The sequence below is a fragment of the Pseudomonas sp. LS-2 genome (assembly GCF_003605735.1).
GTDB lineage: Bacteria > Pseudomonadota > Gammaproteobacteria > Pseudomonadales > Pseudomonadaceae > Aquipseudomonas.
This window is the reverse complement of the sequence record NZ_QXTJ01000023.1, coordinates 94330-115135: the sequence shown is the minus strand read 5'-3', so window position 1 is coordinate 115135 and position 20806 is coordinate 94330. Positions and strand designations below refer to the sequence as shown.

18 protein-coding genes and 2 riboswitches are annotated in these 20806 nt (G+C 62.0%); of the genes, 5 read left to right on the top strand and 13 right to left on the bottom strand.

Annotated elements, in window-relative coordinates; translation table 11 throughout:
- The first annotated feature begins 305 nt into the window (after positions 1-305).
- Positions 306-572: a hypothetical protein gene (locus D3M70_RS14210; RefSeq protein WP_120126377.1), complete on the top strand. Its 267-nt coding sequence runs from the start codon at positions 306-308 to the stop codon at positions 570-572.
- A gap of 45 nt (positions 573-617) precedes the next feature.
- Here D3M70_RS14210 and D3M70_RS14205 read toward each other — a convergent pair whose 3' ends face one another.
- From D3M70_RS14205 to D3M70_RS14155, 11 genes are all read right to left on the bottom strand, one after another.
- The gene (locus tag D3M70_RS14205; RefSeq protein WP_120126376.1) at positions 618-1226 is read right to left on the bottom strand and encodes a VWA domain-containing protein; all 609 of its coding nucleotides are present in this window, start codon (positions 1224-1226) and stop codon (positions 618-620) included.
- A gap of 50 nt (positions 1227-1276) precedes the next feature.
- Entirely contained in the window at positions 1277-2287 is a 1011-nt protein-coding gene (locus D3M70_RS14200) for an ATP-binding protein (RefSeq protein WP_120126375.1), read from the bottom strand.
- Between the two features lie 76 nt (positions 2288-2363).
- A complete protein-coding gene (gene cobN, locus D3M70_RS14195; RefSeq protein WP_120126374.1) occupies positions 2364-6128 on the bottom strand; it encodes a cobaltochelatase subunit CobN in 3765 nt (1254 codons plus the stop codon).
- Positions 6129-6130: 2 nt separating this feature from the next.
- Entirely contained in the window at positions 6131-7210 is a 1080-nt protein-coding gene (cobW, locus tag D3M70_RS14190) for a cobalamin biosynthesis protein CobW (protein ID WP_120126400.1), read from the bottom strand.
- A 134-nt stretch (positions 7211-7344) separates the two neighbouring features.
- Positions 7345-7567: riboswitch (cobalamin riboswitch) on the bottom strand.
- 49 nt (positions 7568-7616) lie between these two features.
- Positions 7617-8441 carry an IclR family transcriptional regulator gene (locus D3M70_RS14185; RefSeq protein WP_120126373.1) on the bottom strand — a complete coding sequence of 275 codons (825 nt, stop codon included), beginning with the start codon at positions 8439-8441 and terminating at the stop codon, positions 7617-7619.
- A gap of 129 nt (positions 8442-8570) precedes the next feature.
- Entirely contained in the window at positions 8571-10094 is a 1524-nt protein-coding gene (locus tag D3M70_RS14180) for an aldehyde dehydrogenase (protein WP_120126399.1), read from the bottom strand.
- Positions 10095-10135: 41 nt separating this feature from the next.
- Positions 10136-11239: an ABC transporter ATP-binding protein gene (locus D3M70_RS14175; protein ID WP_256659847.1), complete on the bottom strand. Its 1104-nt coding sequence runs from the start codon at positions 11237-11239 to the stop codon at positions 10136-10138.
- 357 nt (positions 11240-11596) lie between these two features.
- The gene (locus D3M70_RS14170; protein ID WP_120126398.1) at positions 11597-12670 is read right to left on the bottom strand and encodes a PotD/PotF family extracellular solute-binding protein; all 1074 of its coding nucleotides are present in this window, start codon (positions 12668-12670) and stop codon (positions 11597-11599) included.
- Positions 12671-12694: 24 nt separating this feature from the next.
- Positions 12695-13504 (bottom strand): ABC transporter permease, encoded by an 810-nt coding sequence (locus D3M70_RS14165; protein WP_120126371.1) that lies wholly within the window; start codon positions 13502-13504, stop codon positions 12695-12697.
- Positions 13501-14415 (bottom strand): ABC transporter permease, encoded by a 915-nt coding sequence (locus D3M70_RS14160; RefSeq protein ID WP_218568420.1) that lies wholly within the window; start codon positions 14413-14415, stop codon positions 13501-13503. The genes D3M70_RS14165 and D3M70_RS14160 overlap by 4 nt, the downstream gene beginning before the upstream one ends.
- Complete coding sequence (locus D3M70_RS14155) at positions 14412-15722, bottom strand: FAD-binding oxidoreductase (protein ID WP_165869801.1); 1311 nt, start codon at positions 15720-15722, stop codon at positions 14412-14414. Before D3M70_RS14155 ends, D3M70_RS14160 begins: the two co-directional genes overlap by 4 nt.
- Positions 15723-15913: 191 nt before the next feature.
- Positions 15914-16137, top strand: a riboswitch (cobalamin riboswitch).
- Between the two features lie 96 nt (positions 16138-16233).
- On the opposite strand from D3M70_RS14155, the gene D3M70_RS14150 reads away from it, so the two are divergent.
- From D3M70_RS14150 to cobM, 4 genes are all read left to right on the top strand, one after another.
- Positions 16234-16419: a CbtB-domain containing protein gene (locus D3M70_RS14150; RefSeq protein WP_120126369.1), complete on the top strand. Its 186-nt coding sequence runs from the start codon at positions 16234-16236 to the stop codon at positions 16417-16419.
- 11 nt (positions 16420-16430) lie between these two features.
- Positions 16431-17150: a CbtA family protein gene (locus tag D3M70_RS14145; protein WP_120126368.1), complete on the top strand. Its 720-nt coding sequence runs from the start codon at positions 16431-16433 to the stop codon at positions 17148-17150.
- Complete coding sequence (locus D3M70_RS14140; RefSeq protein ID WP_120126367.1) at positions 17147-17572, top strand: cobalamin biosynthesis protein; 426 nt, start codon at positions 17147-17149, stop codon at positions 17570-17572. Before D3M70_RS14145 ends, D3M70_RS14140 begins: the two co-directional genes overlap by 4 nt.
- Before the next feature lie 116 nt (positions 17573-17688).
- Entirely contained in the window at positions 17689-18435 is a 747-nt protein-coding gene (gene cobM / locus D3M70_RS14135) for a precorrin-4 C(11)-methyltransferase (RefSeq protein WP_120126366.1), read from the top strand.
- A gap of 139 nt (positions 18436-18574) precedes the next feature.
- On the opposite strand, the gene nfuA is transcribed toward cobM, so the two are convergent.
- Positions 18575-19168: a Fe-S biogenesis protein NfuA gene (nfuA, locus tag D3M70_RS14130; protein ID WP_120126365.1), complete on the bottom strand. Its 594-nt coding sequence runs from the start codon at positions 19166-19168 to the stop codon at positions 18575-18577.
- Between the two features lie 98 nt (positions 19169-19266).
- The gene (locus D3M70_RS14125) at positions 19267-20286 is read right to left on the bottom strand and encodes an acyltransferase (RefSeq protein WP_120126364.1); all 1020 of its coding nucleotides are present in this window, start codon (positions 20284-20286) and stop codon (positions 19267-19269) included.
- Positions 20287-20806: the final 520 nt, after the last annotated feature.

Genomic DNA, 20806 nt, shown 5'->3' with positions numbered 1-20806 from the left:
TTAGCAAGTTTTTTGACACGCGCTTGGACCGTTTAACTATAAGGCTAAGAACGAAACGTGCTTAGAGCTGCCAGAAAGGCATGAAAGAGGTAATCAAGCCACTGATTCAGCCATGTAACACTTGAAAACGGGTAGCGCCCCACTCGCCTGCCCGAAAAAAAAATCAGGGCCAACGTTAAATAAAATGAAAAAAATCGAAATACCTTGTGACTTACCCCCGGTCGCAGGTCATCAGTACAAGTATCCAGCCGCACGGGAAGCCCGCCGTCGGTGATTGAATTGATACGGGCACTTGAGGACTTTCCATGAACGCCCCTTTGCGCTTCAACGATGCTTTGCTGATCGCCGGTCACGCCTTCGAACCGTTCCAGTGCGTCGCCTGGTCGCCACAAGATGGCAACGGCGAACTGAGCCTGACTGTTATCGATCGCACCAGCACCCGTATTGGTCGCAAACAGATTCCAAGCAGCGCCTACTCCGATCCGAAGCAACTGGCGCACTTCCTTGAACAGGCCCGGGCGGAAATCAGCGGTGACGGCCACCGCCTTGAACCCTGGACCATGCCGGCCTGATCGAGCGGCCCGGGGCTGGCGCCGCTTCGCAACCGTAGGCGCCAGCTAGTTCAATTCATCGATGTGCCGATACTCGGCATTCAACTGGCGAGCTATTTCGACCGCCCTCCCCAGCCTGATCGGCGTTTGTTCGATGTCGATCAGCAGGCTCGGGCAATCGAACACAGTGAGCGCAGGTATCTGCTTGATACGGCCGTCCGTCAGGATCAGCACCCGCTGGGTTTCTGCCGGATAACGCTGCCGCCGTTTGCTCAGCCACTGCCCCGCCTGATCGAGCGCGTCGACCAACGGCGTGCCACCCCCGGCACCCAGCGCATCCAGCCATGGCTGCAATGCCTTCCCCGCTTTCAATCCCTGATGTTGCCAGCGCGCGCTGCCGCCACTGGCGGTGAGCAATGCCAATCGCGCGCGCTGACGGTAGGCGTCGTCGAACAGTTGCGCCAGAAAACCCTTGGCCTGACTCAACGCCTGATAACGTCGGGTCGATGCCGAGGCGTCGACGATCACCAGCCACAGTGTCTGCGGTCGATGGGTTCTGGGCTGGCGCACGAGGTCAGCGCGGCGCGTCGGACGGCCACGCAGCAAGGTTGCCGGCCAGATGATCGCGCCCTCGATACCGGCACGGGCGGCGCCGGTTTTGCCGCCGTTGAGCAGGCCGGGGCGGGAGCTGGCATTCGCCCCCGTCTGTTGGCGAGGGCGAATGCCTAAGGCTTTTTTGGCCAGCTCGGCACTTCACGGCGGCGGCCTGTGGCAACGGGTTGCGCTGCCATTTGCCCCCAGCTGCCCTCACCCTGTTCAGGCGCCTTGGGCGGCGATGGCGGCGCGCTGTCCGGTGAAGATGATGCCGGTGATTGCGCCGGCGGGCTCTCGCGGCGCCGATGACGCAAGGCGAACTCGGACACCGCGTCGATATCCTGCTCGGCAATCCGCGAGGCACCGCGCCACGCCGCGTGAGCACGGGCTGCGCGCAACCACACCAGGTCCGCTCGCAGACCGTCGACGCCGGCTGCGAAACAGCGCTCGGTGATGGTCGCCAGGCTTTGATCGTCCAGTTCGATACCGGCGAGCACGCCGCGTGCGATTTCGCAGCGCGCCTTGAGTGCCTGTTGTTCCGCTGCCCATTGCGCGCAAAAAGCGTCGGGAGCAGCGTCGAAATCCAGCCGTCGACGAATGATCTGCCCACGCTGCTGCGGCAAGGTCTGACCGCTCAACGCCACATTCAACCCAAAACGATCGAGCAGTTGGGGACGCAGTTCACCTTCTTCCGGGTTCATGGTACCGATCAATACGAAGCGCGCCGGATGCCGATGAGAGATGCCGTCGCGTTCCACCAGATTGACGCCGCTAGCAGCCACGTCCAGCAGCAGGTCCACCAGATGGTCCGGTAGCAGGTTGACTTCATCGACGTACAACACGCCGCCGTCGGCCTTTGCCAAAACACCCGGCGAGAAACTCGCCCGCCCTTCGCCCAGCGCTGCGTCCAGGTCCAGGGTGCCAACCAGTCGTTCTTCGGTTGCCCCCAGCGGCAGCGTGACGAACTGCCCACTGGCCAGCAGATCCGCCAGCCCTCGGGCCAGGGTCGATTTGGCCATGCCTCGCGGCCCTTCGATCAGCACCCCGCCGATCTTCGGGTCGATGGCGGTGAGGCACAGCGCCAGTTTCAGCTCATCGGCGCCGACGACAGCGGCCAGGGGGAAATGTGGGGTGTCGGTCATAGCTGAGCTCTTTTGTACAACGACGTTGAGGTTGATGCCGCCTGCGTGTGCCCGGAGGGCGTGGGATCGACAGGTATCATGTCTCTTCTATATCCAGCAACAGGTTTTCCAGCGCCTCGCGGTACTCGCCGGGCTCCTGCCACAAGCCGCGCTGCTGGGCTTCGAGCATCCGCTCGGTCATGTCCCGCAACGCGTCCGGATTGTGCTGCTGTATGAAGTCGCGGGTGGAGGGATCGAGCAGATACGCATCGGCCAGCAATGCGTACTGATGATCGTCGATCAACTCGGTGGTGGCGTCGAAGGCGAACAGAAAGTCCACCGTCGCCGCCATCTCGAAGGCGCCTTTATAGCCGTGGCGCTTGACCCCTTCGATCCATTTCGGATTGGCCGCGCGCGATCGCACCACCCGGTTCAACTCTTCTTTGAGGCTGCGAATCTTCGGCAGATCGGGCTGACTGTGATCGCCGTGGTAGCTGGCGATCTTAGCGCCGCTCAGGCTTTCCACCGCCGCCAGCATGCCGCCCTGAAACTGGTAATAGTCGTTGGAATCCAGCAGATCGTGCTCGCGATTGTCCTGGTTCTGCACCACCGCTTGCACCTGGCTCAGGCGTTTGGCGAAATCGGCCCGCGCGGGAGTCCCCTCGTCCGCAGCGCCATAGGCATAGCCGCCCCAGTTCAGATAGACCTCGGCCAGGTCTTCACGGGTCTGCCACAGGCGCCCATCGATTGCATTCTGCACCCCGGCGCCATAGGCCCCTGGTTTGGCGCCGAAAACACGCCACCCGGCCTGCTTCGCCGCCTGCGCCTCACTCAAGCCTTCGCTCAGCAACTGCTCGCGCTCCTGACGTACGCGCGCCGCCAGCGGGTTCATGTCGTCCGGCTCGTCGAGGGCGGCGACCGCCTGCACGGCGGCATCGAACAGACGAATCAGATTGGCAAAGGCGTCACGGAAGAAACCCGACACTCGCAACGTCACGTCAACACGCGGGCGGTCCAGCAGACTCAGGGGCAGGATTTCGAAATCGTCGACCCGTTGACTGCCTGTCGCCCACACCGGACGCACGCCCATCAGCGCCATGGCCTGGGCGATATCGTCGCCACCGGTGCGCATGGTGGCGGTGCCCCAGACCGACAAGCCCAGTTGCCGCAAATAATCACCGTGGTCCTGCAAATGCCTTTCCAGCAGAAGATTCGCCGACTGAAACCCGATGCGCCACGCGGTCATGGTCGGCAGGTTCCGTACGTCCACGGAGAAGAAGTTGCGCCCCGTCGGCAATACGTCAAGGCGACCACGGCTTGGCGCGCCGCTCGGCCCGGCAGGCACGAACCGGCCATTCAAGGCATCCAGCAGACCACGCATTTCGGCCGGACCACACGCGTCCAGACGCGGCGCCACCACCTCCGAAATCGCCTTGATGATGTCGGCCAGTTCAGTGCTTTCAAACGAATCGATATCAGCCTCTTGAGCGACAATCCGCTCGATCATCGCTGCCGCGTAGAGCTCAAGCCGTTCGCGGGTATCGCCGACGGTACGCCAGGGTTCGCCACTCACGTCGTGCAGCACCTGAGGTTGCGGCCCCATCCACGGCTCGCCGAGCACGCAATCCAGCGGATCGAAACCCAACCCTAGCGCGTTGCTCAGGGCTCGCAACAGACTCGCCTGAGCGCCACGGCCGTCGCCACGGGGCACCCGCAGAATCGCCAGCAACGTGTCGATGCGCAGCCGCCCAGTGGGCGACTCACCGAAGACATGCAGACCATCGCGAATCTGCGATTCCTTCAGATCACATAGATAGGTGTCCAGACGCGGCAACCAGATCGCCGCATCGGCGTCGCTGTCCAGCTCTTCGCCCAAGGCCAGCTCGCGGTCGATGTGCGTCTCGCGCACCAGGTTCAGAATGTCCTTCTGCAACTCCCGTGCGCGACGAGGATCGAGCAACTGCGCTTCGTAATACTCGTCAGCCAGCAGTTCGAGATTACGCAGCGGGCCGTAGGTTTCAGCGCGGGTCAGCGGTGGCATCAGGTGATCGATGATCACCGCCTGAGTCCGGCGCTTGGCCTGCGCGCCCTCCCCCGGATCGTTGACGATGAACGGGTAGATATTCGGCATGGCGCCGAGAATCGCGTCCGGCCAGCAGTGCTCGGACAGCCCGACGCCCTTGCCGGGCAGCCACTCCAGATTGCCATGCTTGCCGACGTGGATCACCGCATGGGCAGCGTAGCTTTTGCGCAACCAGAAATAGAACGCCAGATAGCCATGAGGAGGCACCAGATCCGGATCGTGGTACACGGCGCTGTGATCGACGTTGTAGCCCCGCGCCGGTTGAATGCCGACGAACGTCAGACCCAGACGCAATCCGGCGACCATCATCCGGCCGTTGCGGCACATCGGGTCGTGTTCGGGTGCGCCCCAGCGTTCGGTCACCGCGTTGCGATTGGCGTCGGGCAACGCCCGGAACGCGGCCAGGTATTCGTCCATCGCCATGCTTTGGTGGCACGGACGTTGATCGAGGCTGTCGGGATCGTTGGTGACGCCGCCGAGCAAGGCATGGATCAGCGCGGTGCCGCTGACTGGCAGGTCCTGAACGGGAAAGCCCTCGCCCTGCATCGACTGGAGGATGTTCAGCGCGGCGGCCGGGGTGTCCAGACCGACGCCATTGCCAATGCGGCCGTCGCGGGTCGGATAGTTCGCCAGAATCAACGCCACCCGCTTGTCGGCATTGGCCGTACGTGCCAGCAACACCCAGCGCCGGGCCAGTTCGGCGACGAAATCCATGCGTTCAGGCTGGGCGCGATAACAGACCACATCGGACTGGCTGCGCTCGCTGTACCAGGCCAGGTCCTTGAAACTGATCGGCCGACTGATAATGCGCCCGTCCAGTTCTGGCAGCGCGATGTGCATCGCCAGATCCCGCGACCCGAGGCCCTGCTCGCTGGCCTGCCACGCGGGTTCGTTATCCTGGGCGCAAATGGCTTGAATCACGGGAATATTGCGACGGAACGGTCGCACATGCGGCGCCTCCGGACTCGACTGAGCGAAACCGGTGGTGTTGAGGATGACCTCGCATTCCGTCTCGTCCAGCCAGTCCTGCACGGCGGTCAGGCAGGCCGGCTCTTTGAGGCTCGCGACGGCGATGGGCAGCGGGTTCAGGCCCTGGGCCAGCAGCCGCTCGCAGAATACATCGATGAAGCCGGTGTTCGCGGCCTGCAAATGCGAGCGATAGAACAAAACGGCCGCCACCGGATGACCGGCCTGCCACTCAGCCCGCCAGTCTTCAAGCTGCGCACTGGCCTTTCGCGGGTGGTAAATCGCCGTACGCGGCAAAGTCTGTGGTTCTTTCCAGAGGTAGTCACGGCCCATCCAGCGACTGGCCAGGCAGTTGAACAACTCCAGCGCGTTCTGCTTGCCGCCTTGACGCAGGTAGTGCCAAAGCCGATCTCGATCCTCGGGAGGCTCGGTGCTGAGGTCGCTCAATTCCGGATCCGGACGATCATCGCCGGGCACCAGAATCAGCTTCACGCCCTTTGCCGCAAGCTCCACCAGCCGCTCGACGCCGTAGCGCCAGTAACCGATGCCGCCGTGCAGCGAGATCAGGATCACCCTGGCGTGGCGCAGCACCTCATCGACATAAAGGTCGACCGAGGCGTGATTCTGCACTTGCATGGGGTTGGCCAGGCGCAGACTGGGGTAATCGTCTGGCAGTTGCTGCACGGTTTGCGCAAGCAACGCCAGATGGGAATCGCCACTGCACAGAATCACCAGTTCGGCGGGGGTTTGCCCGAGGTCAGCAATGCTGTCGTCAGGGACGAAGCCGCCGGGCTGGGTGCGCAGCAGGTGCATGGTTAGCCTTTGATCTCTGCTGCCGTCACCGCTTCGCGCAGTTGCGCTTCCAGCACCGCCGCGTCCAGTTCCTGGCCGATCAGCACCAGATGAGTGACGCGCTCTTCGTCGGCTTTCCAGGCGCGGTCGAAGTGTTTGTCGAAGCGAGTCCCCACGCCCTGCACCAGCAGGCGCATCGGTTTGCCGGGAATGGCTGCGAAGCCCTTGACCCGCAAGATGCCGTGTTGCACCACGGCCTGGGTCAGCGCGTCGAGCAACAGCGCTTCGTCGGCCTGGGGCAAGGTGATGGAGATTGAATCGAACGCATCGTGATCGTGGTCGTCGTGGTCATCACCTTCGTGATGATCGTGATGGGTTTTGCGGCCGTCGATGTGCAGTTCGGACTCGGCGCCCAGCCCCAGCAGAACGCTGATCGGCAACTGGCCCTTGCTGGCTTCGATGACTTTTACCGCAGGTGGCAATTCTTCCGCGACTTCGGCACGCACGGCGGCCAGTGCCTGAGCATCGAGCATGTCGGCCTTGTTGAGGATCACCAGATCGGCGCTGGCCAACTGATCGGCGAACAGCTCATGCAGTGGCGATTCGTGGTCCAGGTTGGGGTCGAGTTTGCGCTGGGCATCGACCTGATCCGGGAACGCGGCGAACGTCCCGGCGATCACGGCCGGGCTGTCGACCACGGTAATGACCGCATCAACGGTGCAGGCGTTGCGGATTTCCGGCCACTGGAAGGCTTGAACCAGCGGCTTGGGCAGGGCCAGGCCCGAGGTTTCGATGAGGATGTGGTCGAGATCGCCACGACGGGCGACCAGTTCCTGCATCACCGGGAAGAACTCTTCCTGCACCGTGCAGCACAGGCAGCCGTTGGCCAGCTCGTAAACACGGCCGGTGGCTTCTTCTTCGGTGCAGCCGATGGTGCATTGCTTGAGGATGTCGCCGTCGATGCCCAGCTCGCCGAACTCGTTGACGATCACCGCAATCCGACGCCCTTCGGCGTTATCGAGCATGTGCCGCAGCAGCGTGGTTTTGCCCGAGCCGAGAAAGCCGGTGACGATGGTGACGGGGAGTTTGGCCAGTGTTTTCATCGGATGCCCTGTGGCGTTGCGGCGGGCAAGCGGGACGAGAAACGCGCAACCGCCCATGAGGACTGGCTCGCGATTCGATTCGCCACCGGATCACCCCGCCCGGTTTTAATGAGAATTCGTCGGGCTGTGCTGATCAACAGGCCCGTGTTCGAGGCAGGTCTCCTGGCTTACGGCGGCGATGTGGCTGACGGCTGCGTCAGGCCAGTCGCATTCATCGCGCCTTCCCGCTCGCGCAGTGGCTGTGCAATGAACCTGACCGTTTACAGTTGCGGGGGCAGCTGTGGCTTGAACCACATTCCCTTCTTAGCGCCGACCTCGAGAAAGCGGGGTCGGCGAACCTCAAGTGCGCAAGGCTACGCAGTGGCTTGGCGAAGGTCAACGACGAAAATTTCCCGGCCATCAAGGCTCAGCGAAACCCACCCGCGCGCTGGCTCCAGCCTGCGCTGGAGATGGCGTGGGCGGTGTGGATCAGTGCTGGTGCGAAGGCCTTGCGCGCGTCCTCGAAGCTCCAGCGGCTGGCTGGAACCGAGATGTTGATCGCCCCCAACGGCGTGCCCCCGGCATCGACGATCGGTGCGGCGAGGCTGATGTCGCCCAGGAAGTACTCGCCCTCTATGCTGCTACAGCCCTCCTCCCGCGCCTCGGCGATCTTGTCCAGCAGCGCGTTGAGGTCAGTGATCGTCGCATGGGTCTGCATCGGGCGCGGCATCGACTCCAGCAGTTCGGCGCACACCCGGGGCGCCAGCCGGGACAGGTACGCCCGGCCTGACGCCGTGCAGTACATCGGCAGACTCAGGCCCAGCGGCATCGGAATCATCACCTGGTTGTGACTGGGGAAGCGCGCCACGAACACCATTTCATACCCGTCCGGCTCGGACAGGTTGCAGCTTTCATGGCATTCGCGATTGAGTTGATGCAGATACGGCGACGCCCGATCGATCAGGCTGTCGGTCTGCAGATAGCCGAAACCCAGCGACAGTGCGCGCGGGGTCAGTTGATACCGCTTGCTTTGCGGGTCCTTGCGCAGATATCCCAAAGCTTCGAGGGTAAAGGCAAAGCGCTGCGCCGCGCTTTTGGTGATGCCCGTGGCAGCGGCGATTTCAGGAAGGTTCATGCTCGGATTGCCCGCCCGAAACGCCATGATCACCTCAAGGCCACGAGCCAGGGTGCTTGCGAACAAGGGGGAATCTTCCGGCGCCACCTTGTCGGCAGGCAATTTATTGTCAGGCATGGAATCTTGGCTCATGAACGCTCGCGGATAATGGCGTTGTTTATTAGCTGACCGGCGTTCGCCTCGGGTAAAGCCCAGACGCTCGCCTCCAGGCAAGGCAGTGCGACTGTACCCGAGACGACACCGTCGTCAACCGCCCAGATGCACCCAGACCGATTTGGTCTGCGAATACTGGGTCAGCGCCTCCAGACAGCGGTCGCGTCCATTACCCGACTGTTTGAAACCGCCCCAGGGTTGAGTCATGTCGCCATGATCAAAGCAATTGACCCAGACGATGCCGGCCTCGACGTCGCGGGCAAACGTCAGTGCCTTGTCGATGTTTTGCGTCCAGACCGACGCGGCGAGACCGTAGATGGAATCGTTGGCGATCTGCAGCGCGTGCTCCAGGCCCTGCACCCGAATGGCTGCCGCCACCGGTCCGAACACTTCTTCGCGGGCCAGCGTCATTTCTGGCGCAACATCGGCGTACAGCGTGGGACTGACGAACGCGCCATGTTCAAGCCCTTTGGGCACCCCACCGCCAAACACCAGGCGCCCGCCCTCGGCGTTAGCCTTATCGATGTAGCCCAGCACGCGTTTTTGCTGCTGGAACGAGACCATCGAACCCATGCGTGTGCTCGGGTCAAAGGGGTCCCCCGGCAGATAGCGAGCCTGCGCGACGGTGGTGAAACGCTCGATGAACTCATCATAAAGACTGTCTTGCACCAGCAGACGGGATCCGGCGTTGCACACCTCGCCCTGGTTGGCGTAGATACCATTCACCGCGTAGCTCACTGCGCGATCCAGATCAGCGACGTCCGCGAGAATGATCTGCGGGCTCTTGCCCCCGCACTCGGTGGTCACCCTTTTCATGTTCGACTGACCGGCATAAATGAACATTTTCTTGCCCACCTCCACCGAGCCGGTGAAACCGATCTTGTCGACGTTCATGTGCAGCGCCAGCGCCTCCCCCGCTTCATACCCCAGGCCCTGAACCACGTTGAACACGCCCGCAGGACCGCCCGCCTGAATAAACAGTTGCGCCAGCAGCACCGCACTGGAGGGCGATTGTTCGGCCGGTTTGAGCACCACCGAGTTGCCCATCGACAGCGCCGGACCAAGCTTCCATGCGGCCATCAGCAGCGGGTAGTTCCACGGCACGATCAGCCCGACCACACCCAATGGCTGGCGAAGGATGTAATGCAGCGCCTCGGGCGTGGTGTTGGTGACCGAGCCTTCCAGCTTGTCGATGGTTTCGGCGAAGAACTGAAAAGACAGCGCCGAATACGGGACGTCCACTTCCAGCATGTCAGTGATCGGTTTGCCCATGTCCAGTACATCAAGCATTGCAAAGGCTTCGGCGTGCTCCTCGATCAATTGCGCGAATCGATAAAGCACTGCCATGCGATCCCTTGGCGCCAGGCGTGACCAACTGCCGGACTTGAACGCCCGGCGAGCGGAGTTGACCGCCACATCGACGTCAGCTGCGCCGCTGCGCGGTGCCGTGCCGTGGACATTGCCAGTGGCCGGATTGACCACCTCGAACGTTTCGCCGCTGAGCGCTGGGCAGTGTTCGCCGTCGATGAAATTAGCGATGCGGTATTCGAACTGGCTCAAGCGCTGCTGCCAGTCGGCGGCGCTGCGTTGGGCCAGTGTCTGGTAGATCGTGGTCATGAACATACCCTGCATGGACGGAAAAATTGGAAAGTCGGTGATCAGATCGGTGCCGCACAAAACGCCCGCGCCACTCCAGGTGCCACGCTCAGATAGATGCCATCGCCCGGACGCAACGTCGCACTGTGCTGAGCATTGCCATCGCGGGGCAGGTCAAGGGTCAGGGCGTCGACACCGGGCACGCTGACCTGAATCCGCAACGAGCGGCCGTGAAACAGGGTTTGCACCACTGTCGCCTGGGTAAATGCGCCCGCGCCCTGCATGGGGCCGGCCTCCAGGCGCAGGTCTTCCGGACGCAGCGAAACGGTGACGCGATCCCCGGAGCGCAGCGGTTGATCACTGCGCGCCATCATCTGCATCGCCCCAACCTTGACCTTGAACAGGCTGCTTTCGCTGCCGGTCACCTCGCCCGGCAGCAGATTGCTTGCACCGATGAACCCGGCCACGAATGTGGTGGCTGGCTGGTCATAGAGCTCCGCGGGCCCGGCAACCTGTTCGATACGCCCGTTACGCATGACGGCGATGCGGTCGGAAATCGACAGCGCTTCGGTCTGGTCGTGAGTGACCATCACGAACGTGGTGCCCAGTTGCGATTGCAGGCGTTTGAGCTCGACCTGCATGTGCTGACGCAAATGCGCATCGAGCGCCGACAACGGTTCGTCGAGCAACAACACGCGCGGCCGACACACCAGCGCGCGAGCCATGGCGATACGTTGCTGCTGGCCACCGGACAAGTCCTGCACCCGTGCCTTGGCTTTGTCCGCCAGGCCGACCAGTTCGAGCATGTCGCGGATTCGCGTACGGGCCTCACCGGCGCCAACGCCTGCCAGACTCAGACCGAAACCCACGTTGTCGCTGACATTGAGGTGCGGAAACAGTGCGTAATCCTGAAACACCGTGTTCACCGGGCGACCATACGGCGGCGCGTCGGTCAGGTCCCGGCCATCGATGAAAATCTGCCCCGAGGTCGGTCCCTCGAAGCCTGCGATCAGCCGCAACGTCGTGGTCTTGCCGCAGCCGGAGGGGCCCAGAAGACTGATGAACTCGCCGCTGGCAATGTCCAGATCGATGTTATCGACACTGAGAATGCTCTCGGTGTAGCGCTTGCTGACGCCTCTGAGGCTAACCACGCTGGTGTCTGTCACGGGCGAAATCCTCGTAAAAAAGGTTATTGCGTTGCTCATCTCATCCCTGTAGCAGTCCGGCCGGGCGTCGTTCCGTTTGCCGGCGGCAGCGATCTTCAGGGGGCCACCGCCGGCAAGCCGTGCTGCTACAGGGCGCGGGCGTTGCCAAACCTCTGAGCAGCCACACACTTCTGTAGCAGTCCGGCTCGCCGGCGGCAGCGATCTTCAGGGCGCCACCGCCGGCAAGCCGTGCTGCTACAGGGCGCGGGCGTTGCCGAATCCCTGAGCAGCCACACACTTCTGTAGCAGTCCGGCTCGCCGGCGGCAGCGATCTTTAGGGGGCCACCGCCGGCAAGCCGTGCTGCAGCAGGACATGACTCACCCGCCCGCCTTGACCCGCTCGAACAACTTCGCCAGTTCGTCGTTGCTCGGAATCGGCCTGGTCAGCACGGTGTCGCGCAGCATGGTCTCCGGGTCGTTGGGCAGCGACAGCTCTTCGAGCTTGGCCGCCGGGACTTGCCTGAAGGCGGCCTGACTGGCACTGCCATAACCGTACTCATTGATCAGACTCGCCCCGGAATCCGGATTCATGCGCGCGTTGATGAAGTCGTACGCCAGGTCCACGTGCTTGGCGTCCTTGAGCATCACCATGCCGCAGACCCAGGTCAGCATGCCTTCCTTGGGTTTCATGAAAGCCACTGGAACGTTCTGCTTCTTCAGCGCCGTGGCCGAAGCGTTCCAGGCCATGGCCGCGACCAGCTCGCCGCTGGCCAGGCTCTGTTCGACCGATGTCATGTCAGTGGTGTAGGAAGACATCAAAGGCCGTTGCTGGCGCAGCATCGCCCCGACTTTTTCCAGTTGTTTGTCGTCCATCGTCTTGAACGGATCGACCCCTGCCAGCAGCGCCGCAACCAAAGGCGTGTCGTGAACCGCGTCGATCGTCGCCATCTTCCCAGCGTATGGCGAGGCGGGATCGAAGAACATTTTCCAGGTAGCTTCAGGATTTTTCACCAGGTCGGTGCGATACAGGATTGAGGTATTGCCCCAGTCCCAAGGCACCATCCAGACCTTGCCGTCGGCATCGACGATCCCGGGAAGCTTCTGCAAGACTGGGAATATCTGGTCCCAGTTCTTCAGGCGTTTGGGGTCCAGTGGCTGAATAAGACCCGCCTGCTTCCAGCGATCGAGCTTGTCATAGCAAGGATGTGCGAGGTCCGGATGAAACCCCGCACGGGCCTTGGACAGCGCGTCGTCGTCATCGCCGAACACCGAAATATCCACCTGTCCGGCATGGGCCTTTTCGAAGTCACTGTGGAACTGCGGCAATTCATAACCGGACCATGTGAAATAGGTCAGTTTGCCGCTGTCGGCGGCCTGCGCCCCTTGCTGCAACAGCGTGACGCCGAGGGCGAATGCGCCCAGCCCCATTACCCAGGAGCGTGAATCAGTCATGCGGATTTTCATGAGACCTCCGAGCTATTTCATTATGGAATTGGCAGAGGAACGGGTGCCGCGACGACGCAGATGCTCGGCGATTGCGGCCAGAATCACGGAGACCACGAGGATCACCGTACCGAGCGCCATCACGCTCGGCAGTTGCTTGGGAAAACGCAGTTGGCTCCAGATATAGATCGGCAACGTGGGTTCGGTACCGACCAGAAAGAACGCGACGATGAACTCGTCGAACGAGGTGATGAACGCCAGCATGAACGCCGACACCAGGCCTGGCATTGCGAGTGGCAGGGCCACCCGGCGAAACGTCGTCCACTCGTCTGCGCCCAGATCCATGGCGGCGTCTTCGAGGCTGCGGGGAAACGCCGCAAAGCGGCTGCGCATAACCACCACCGTGGTTGGCAGGCAGAAACACACATGGCCGACGACGATAGCCCCCAGCGAAGGGCCCGGCCCGACCAGGTTGACCCCCACCAGCAACGCGATTCCCAGCACGACGCCGGGCAGCAGGATCGGCAGGCGCGCCAGCAGCGAAATACTGCGAGCCAACGGTGAACTGCGGCGCAGGTCGGCGTAGGCAATCAGGCACCCCGCGGCCGTGGCGATCGCTGCTGCAGTGCTCGCCACCAGCAGGCTGTTCAGCGCGGCATTGCGCAGGCGCGGGTCGTCCATCAGGCTTTGATACCACTGCAAGGTGAAGCCCTTGAGCGGGAATGCCGGCGCGATGGAATCGTTGAACGAAAACACCGGAATCAGCAGCGTCGGCAGGTACAGGAACACCAGGTAGGCTGCGACGTACGCCAACAACCAATTGCGACTGAAGTAGCGGCTCATGTGCGGGTGCTCCAGCGAGTGATGATCCAACGCGCCACCACCACGACGATCGCGATGGCAATCATGCTTATGACCGCCAGCGCTGCACCGGCGGGCCAATCGTTGGCCTTGCCGAACTGCGCCTGGATCAAGGTGCCGATCATCGAGCTGTTGGGCCCGCCGACCAGAGCCGGCGTTACGTAATCACCCACGGTGGGCACGAACACCACCAGCGCCGCCGAGAGCACGCCCGGCACCGACAGCGGCAATACCACTCGGAAAAAGCCCTGGTACGGTCTGGCGCCAAGATCGGCTGCCGCCTCGAACAGGTTTTTCGGCAGGCCTTGCAGGCAGATGTACAACGGCAACACGGCGAAAGCGGCGTAGGCGTGAGCGAGGGTCACAACAACGGTCGACGGCGTGTTGAGCAGCCCATTGAGCGGCGTATCGATCACACCTAGCTGCATCAGCGCTGAATTGAGCACGCCGTTGTAAGCCAGCACGATTTTCCAGGCGAACACCCGCAACAGGTAGCTGGTCCAGAACGGCAGCGTGACCAGAAACAGCAGCAGATGGCGCCACCGGCCGGCTCTGAACGCCAGGAAATACGCCACTGGAAACGCCAGCACCACCGTTGCGATGGTGACAATGGCCGACAGCACGATGGAGCGCAGCAGCACTAGCCGGGTCAGTGGATCGGTCAGCGCTGACCACAGGTTGTCGAAGCTGAACGCCGAGCCGATGATCTGCCCATCGTTGACCCGCACGCTCATGTACAGCAGCAGGCCGAGCGCAAACAAAATCAGCGTGCAGGTGATCAGCCCGCCCGGCAGGTTGAGCAAGGCATCGAACACCCTCGCCCGGGAACGGCGTGGCGTTGTTGTGGCGGGCACGCTCATGTCTGCGCTGGCCTCGGCGTGAATCCGACTCATCGTTTAACTCCTCTGACCCGCCGCTCGAACAGGTCCTGGAAACGCATGACGTTCGCCGCCACCCGCGCCACATTGCGGTGCAAGGGCGCGGCGGGCATGGCCTTGAACGGCGTCACCGGATAGGGACTCTCGTGTGCAGGCAACCCGTTGACCAGATCGGCGACCAGCGCGCCCATGCGCGTCGCCATCGCCACACCGCGCCCGTAATACCCCAGCGCGACCGTCAAGCCTGGCTCGGGTTGACTGAGCATCGGGATGCTGGCGGCGGGCACCGCGACCCTGCCACACCAGCAATGGGTGATCGGCACGCCTTCGAGCATCGGGTAAATGTCGAGCATCTCGGACCGCACCCGCGCCATGTCGTTGATATTCAGCGCGTCGCGAAACGCGCCACGGGTGCCCAGCACGAAACGGCCGTCCGTAGTGCGACGAAAGTACCGCAACACCCGGAACGTATCGGAAACCGGCAGCCCCCCCGGCAACACCTGTTCCAGCAGTTCGGAAGACAGCGGCGCGGTGGCCGCCTGCAAGCTCCACAAGGTAACGTAGGTGTGCGGCAATGCTGGCAGTAACGGCGACGAATAGGCATTGGTGGCAATGACCACCTGCTGCGCGCGAATCTCGCCAGTGGCGGTGCTGACGGTCCAGCCGCTTTCGTTACGGCGCAATTGCAGGGCTGCGCATTGCTCAAAGATTCGTACCCCGCGCTGACGTGCCGCCGCAGCCAGGCCGTGGACGTACTCGTAAGGCTGCAACTGGCCCGCCCGTCGATCCAGCAAGGCGCCTCTATAGATTGGCGTGCCCAGCAGTCTGGTGGTCTGGGCGGCGTCGAGCATTTGCACGTCGGCGCCACGGGATTGCCATTGAATGGCGCGATCAAGCAATCCATCAAGAGCCGCTTCGTGATGAGCGGCCTGGATCCAGCCGTCCTGACGCGCACCACACTCGATCCCCAGACGTTGAATCAGGTTGAATACATGGGTTGCAGCCCCGCCCACCAGATCTGCCAGCACCGCGCCTTTTTGCTGACCGAAGCGCTGTTCCAGTTCATCGGGGTTCAATTTCAGGCCGGGAATCACCTGCCCACCGTTGCGGCCCGAGGCACCATCACCGATGTTCATGGCATCGAGCACCACGACTTCCTCACCTCCACCTGACCTGGCTGATAGCTCAAGCGCCGTGGACAAGCCGGTATAGCCCGCACCGATCACCACGCAACGGGCCCGTGTCGGGAGGATCGAGGCGAAGGACGGCGCCGCGGAGCGTTCTTGCCAGAGGCAACTGTAGAGATCGGGCGTGGATTTCAAGATTCACCTGTATCGATAATCGATATGGCTATAGTTATATTCGATATATCCGGGCATGCAAGTGACCGCAGGACAGTTTGTCGTTATCGGCGCAGACAGGTCGTTAATCACAGCCTTGGCTATCGTTGTTCGATACGGGGGCGTACAGAGTTGCCACTCGGCAGATTGACGGCCGCCTGAGGTCGTGGTCTCCTACACGCCTTGTTACGGGTGCCTTTCACAGGGTGAAACGGGAAACCGGTGCGTACAGACCTCTAGGTGTGTGCAAGTCCGGCGCTGCCCCCGCAACGGTAAGCGAGTGAAGAGTCAGATCCACTGTGTCGGTCAGCGATATGGGAAGGCGATTCTTGTAGGCATGTGTGGTTGCATGTGTCCCTCGCAAGCCCGGAGACCGGCCCGACAACGACACATAACAAACCCGCGGTGGGCGGGCGCTGTTGAGTTGACTGCTGACGCTCGTCAGTGGTTTGCCTGCGCCTTCCCGTCCGCTGACACTTCAGAGGGAAGCGCCATGTCGATCAGCACCACCAGCCAGACATCCAGCAACGTCAACACCCAGACCCAACGACTCACCGCAGCGATCAGTGCGATGATTCTTGGCGCCTGCCTGGTTTATTTCGCTGGTTTCTCGCACATCGACGCGGTGCACAACGCCGCGCACGACACCCGTCACAGTTCTGCTTTCCCTTGCCACTGAGACCTGCCGACATGTTCAAGCGAATCGCTCAAACGGCCGGTTTCACCGGACTGCTCGCAGCCCTGCTGCTGACCCTGCTGCAAAGCTTCTGGGTCGCGCCGCTGATCCTGCAGGCCGAAACCTATGAAAAAGCCCCGGCCGCTCACGAGCATGAACATGCCGAAAGCGCCATGGCCGGGCATGTCCATGACGAACAAGCCTGGGAGCCCGAAGACGGCTGGCAGCGCGTGCTGTCCACCACGGGAGGCAACCTGGTGGTCGCGGTCGGTTTTTCCCTGATGCTGGCAGCGCTCTACACCCTGCGCTCGCCCAATAGCATCCGCCAGGGCGCCCTGTGGGGTCTGGCCGGTTATGCGGTATTCGTCCTCGCGCCGACCCTGGGTCTGCCGCCTGAACTGCCGGGCACCGCAGCGGCCGATCTGACCCAACGGCAGATCTGGTGGGCCAGTACCGCCGCCTCCACGGCTGTTGGGCTGGCGCTGATTGTGTTCGCGCGTCACGGGCTGCTCAAAGTGCTGGGCGCGGTGGTTCTGGTGATCCCGCACATCGTCGGCGCGCCGCAACCGGCAGTGCACTCGGCCCTGGCGCCCGAGGCGCTGGAAGCTCAGTTCAAGATCGCCTCGCAGTTGACCAACGCCGTGTTCTGGATCGCGATGGGCCTGATCAGCGCCTGGCTGTTCCGTCGTCACGAAGGGCAATCCGCTGAGCATGGCCTGAACCACGCCGTATGACTGAAGCAGGCAAGCGACCGGTCCTGGTGATCGGTCTGGGCTGCCAACGTGGCTGCCCCGCGTCGGTGTTGTCGGATTTGATCGAGGTGTGCCTGCTCGAGCGTCAACTGGCGCTGTCCGACATCAGCGCTCTGGCCTCTATCGACAGCAAATCGGACGAAGCCGGTCTGCTGGAGGTCGCACAACGACTGCAACTGCCGCTTGGTTTTTTCAGCGCCGATCAGTTGGCAGGCTTCGAAGCACGATTGACCCATCGATCGCAGATCGCCTTCGACCACACCGGGTGTTACGGCGTGGCGGAAAGCGCGGCGCTGGCGATGGCATCGCGCCTCTCGGGTAAAGATTCGAGGCTGCTGATTGAACGTCGCGCCAACTCCCGAGCCACGTTCGCCCTGGCCAGCCCTGTGCTGCCTCTCCTGTAGGAGCGCGCTTGCCCGCGATGGCGTCGTGTCAGACGGCCTGGCTTTTATAGATATATCGTCATCGCGGGCAAGCGCGCTCCTACAGTCGTGCAGTCCTTTTTTTTTTTGGAGCTCCAATGACCGTTTTCTTCATCGGCGCAGGCCCCGGCGATCCCGACCTGATCACCGTCAAGGGCCAGCGCCTGATCCGCAGCTGTCCGGTGATCATCTATGCCGGATCGCTCGTGCCGGAGGCCGTTCTTGAGGGGCATAAGGCGCTTGAAGTGATCAACAGCGCTGAACTGCACCTGGAACAGATCATCGCCTTGATGAAATCCGCTCATGCAAACGGCCAGGACGTGGCCCGCGTGCACTCCGGGGATCCGAGCCTGTATGGTGCGATCGGCGAGCAGATCCGCTGCCTGCGTGAACTGGGCATCCCGTTCGAGATCATTCCGGGGGTCACCGCGACGGCCGCGTGTGCCGCGTTGCTCGGCGCCGAGCTGACGTTGCCCGACATTTCCCAGAGCGTGATTCTGACCCGTTATGCCGACAAGACGGCCATGCCGGCAGGCGAAGAGCTTGGTGAGCTGGCGCGGCACAAGGCGACGATGGCGATTCATCTGGGGGTCAACAACCTGGGGAAAATCGTCGCCGAACTGACGCCGCATTACGGCCTGGATTGCCCGATTGCGGTGGTGCATCGTGCCAGTTGGCCGGATCAGGACTGGGTGGTCGGGACACTGGCGGATATCGAGGACAAGGTTCGTGCCAAGGGTTTCAGACGGACTGCGCTGATCCTTGTGGGCCGGGTGCTGGGGAATGATGTGTTCAGCGACTCGTCCCTGTACCGCGCCGGACATGCGCATGTGTTCAGGCCCTGATGGGTTTCGCTGCGCTGGGATGCTGATCGTTCCCACGCTCCGCGTGGGAACGATCAAACGGATACCCACAAACACCAAATCCGGCACAACAAAAAGCCCCGAACCAGTCGGGGCTTTTCGTTTCAGGCAAAAACGCTGCTCAGTAGTACGCGTTCTCTTTCTGAGTATGGTCCGTCACATCACGCACGCCGGACAGCTCTGGAATGCGCTCAAGCAGCGTACGCTCGATGCCTTCCTTCAGCGTCACGTCAGCCTGACCGCAACCCTGACAACCGCCACCAAATTGCAGAACGGCGATGTTCGCCTCATCTTCCTCGACCACATCGATCAGCGTGACCTGACCGCCGTGGCTCGCCAGGCCGGGATTGATCTCGGTCTGCAGGTAGTAATTGATACGCTCGTTGATCGGACTGTCGGCATTGACCATCGGCACTTTGGCGTTCGGCGCCTTGATGGTGAGCTGACCGCCCATGCGGTCGGTGGCGTAATCGACCACCGCGTCATCCAGGAACGCCTCGCTGAAGGAGTCGATCCAGGCCGTGAAGCTCTTCAGGCCGATGGCCTTGTCTTCCGGCTTTTCTTCGCCCGGCTTGCAGTAAGCAATGCAGGTTTCAGCGTATTGGGTGCCAGGCTGGGTAATAAACACGCGGATGCCGATGCCGGGGGTGTTCTGCTTTTGCAGCAGATCGGCCAGGTAATCGTGGGCGGCATCGGTAATAGTAATAGCGGTCATGAAAATTCCTCGCAGACGTGGGGCGGAGTTTACGCCATTCCACAGCAACTGACAAAGTCCTAGTAAATCGGTCGGGTAATAGCCCGCCAAAAGAGGATTCAGGACACAACCGCTTCCTTGGCAGCCCTTCTATTGTCCAGCCAGCCTTTCATTCGGCGATACAGGCCCTTCTCGATCCATTCGTAGCTCAACCACGCGCCCAGGGCGATGACCGGAACGCAGATCGCGAAGGCTGCATACGGGTTCAGGCCATATCGCTCGGTCGCCAGCCAGCCGCCGTACAACACCAGCACATGCAGCAGATACACCGAATAGGAGCAGTCACCCATGGTTTTCAAGAGGCGGCTGCCACGCATGTACGGTTCCAGCGAAATGCACGCCACCACAATCACCGCGCTGGGCAGACCCCAGTTGACGATGCGCAGGTCCGGCGGCAGCTGTTTGATGGTCAGCAACGCGCCGCCGATGGCCAACAATGGCAACCACAGGCGCTCTGTAATCCAGCCGCGGCGGTAGATTACCCCGATACCGATGCCAAGCAGGAATTCATAAACGATATCGTTGGCATAGAAACGACTGATCAAACCGGTACGTCCCAAAACGTCGGTCACGGCGAACAGCGCGGCGGCAATGATCAACGGACGCAGGCGCTGCTGGAACAGGAACACCATGGAAAACAGCACATAGAAAAACATTTCGTAATTCAAGGTCCAGCCGACGTTGAGCGTCGGGTACAGGCCATAGCCACCCGGGTTCTCGGATGGAATGAACATCAGCGAAAGCATGAAGCTCTGCCAGTCCACCACTTGGTGGGGCAACAGCGGATGGGCGACGACCACCAGCAGCCCCATCACCAGGGTGTAAAGCCAATAGGCGGGGACGATGCGGATGATGCGATTGAGCATGAACCGGCTGGCCGGCATGTCTTTGTCGACCGTCGAGAGGTAAATCACCAGACCGCTGATGACGAAGAAGATATCGACGCCCACGGCGCCTTTTTCGGTAAAAAAACGGCCGATCGGGCCGCTGGGGTGGAAGTCGAAAAAAATCTGCATGAAGTGGTGACACACAACGGCCCACGCGGCGAGTGCCCGCAGGGCTTGAACCGAAATCAACATCTGCAACCTCTTGCTTACTCGGGTTTGACCCACGATCCAGGACCTCGAAAAGGTCACGCTTCAGGGGACGACTCACAGGGTCCGACTTGAGGAAGTGCAAAAAGGTTCGGCGGGTCTGACGGGCTGCATAATGGCTGCAGGCCATGTTTTATAAGGGTTTTAAGCCTTCAGCCAGTGACTGCGGGACGAAACGGGAGTGACTGCCGGTACAAAAAAAGGTGGGAGCCAACTTGATGGCAAATACGGTGTTAGCAACACGGATGTGTCAGACGCAACGCCTTCGCCAGCAAGCCGACTCCCACAACCTTCGGCCGGAATCAAAAGCTCGAACCACACCGCAATCCCGCTTCTGCCCGGAGGGCGTGGGAGCCAGACTTGTCGGCGATCTGCCGGGCTCCGGCAGTAAGATCATCCACCTCCGTGCATCAGGCACACCGCATGCACAGGTTTTGCTGCCGCTGCGCGCCAGATCGCCGACAAGGTGGAGCGCCACCCCGGTGGCTCCCACGCCCTCCGGGCA

Coding starts and splice junctions, on each gene's coding strand:
- D3M70_RS14145 (WP_120126368.1), top strand. CDS start 16,431: ATGTTCAAGCGAATCGCTCAAACGGCCGGTTTCACCGGACTGCTCGCA.
- D3M70_RS14210 (WP_120126377.1), top strand. CDS start 306: ATGAACGCCCCTTTGCGCTTCAACGATGCTTTGCTGATCGCCGGTCAC.
- D3M70_RS14185 (WP_120126373.1), bottom strand. CDS start 8,441: ATGCCTGACAATAAATTGCCTGCCGACAAGGTGGCGCCGGAAGATTCC.
- cobM (WP_120126366.1), top strand. CDS start 17,689: ATGACCGTTTTCTTCATCGGCGCAGGCCCCGGCGATCCCGACCTGATC.
- D3M70_RS14160 (WP_218568420.1), bottom strand. CDS start 14,415: ATGAGTCGGATTCACGCCGAGGCCAGCGCAGACATGAGCGTGCCCGCC.
- D3M70_RS14200 (WP_120126375.1), bottom strand. CDS start 2,287: ATGACCGACACCCCACATTTCCCCCTGGCCGCTGTCGTCGGCGCCGAT.
- D3M70_RS14125 (WP_120126364.1), bottom strand. CDS start 20,286: ATGTTGATTTCGGTTCAAGCCCTGCGGGCACTCGCCGCGTGGGCCGTT.
- D3M70_RS14170 (WP_120126398.1), bottom strand. CDS start 12,670: ATGACTGATTCACGCTCCTGGGTAATGGGGCTGGGCGCATTCGCCCTC.
- cobW (WP_120126400.1), bottom strand. CDS start 7,210: ATGAAAACACTGGCCAAACTCCCCGTCACCATCGTCACCGGCTTTCTC.
- cobN (WP_120126374.1), bottom strand. CDS start 6,128: ATGCACCTGCTGCGCACCCAGCCCGGCGGCTTCGTCCCTGACGACAGC.
- D3M70_RS14180 (WP_120126399.1), bottom strand. CDS start 10,094: ATGACCACGATCTACCAGACACTGGCCCAACGCAGCGCCGCCGACTGG.
- D3M70_RS14150 (WP_120126369.1), top strand. CDS start 16,234: ATGTCGATCAGCACCACCAGCCAGACATCCAGCAACGTCAACACCCAG.
- D3M70_RS14165 (WP_120126371.1), bottom strand. CDS start 13,504: ATGAGCCGCTACTTCAGTCGCAATTGGTTGTTGGCGTACGTCGCAGCC.
- D3M70_RS14140 (WP_120126367.1), top strand. CDS start 17,147: ATGACTGAAGCAGGCAAGCGACCGGTCCTGGTGATCGGTCTGGGCTGC.
- nfuA (WP_120126365.1), bottom strand. CDS start 19,168: ATGACCGCTATTACTATTACCGATGCCGCCCACGATTACCTGGCCGAT.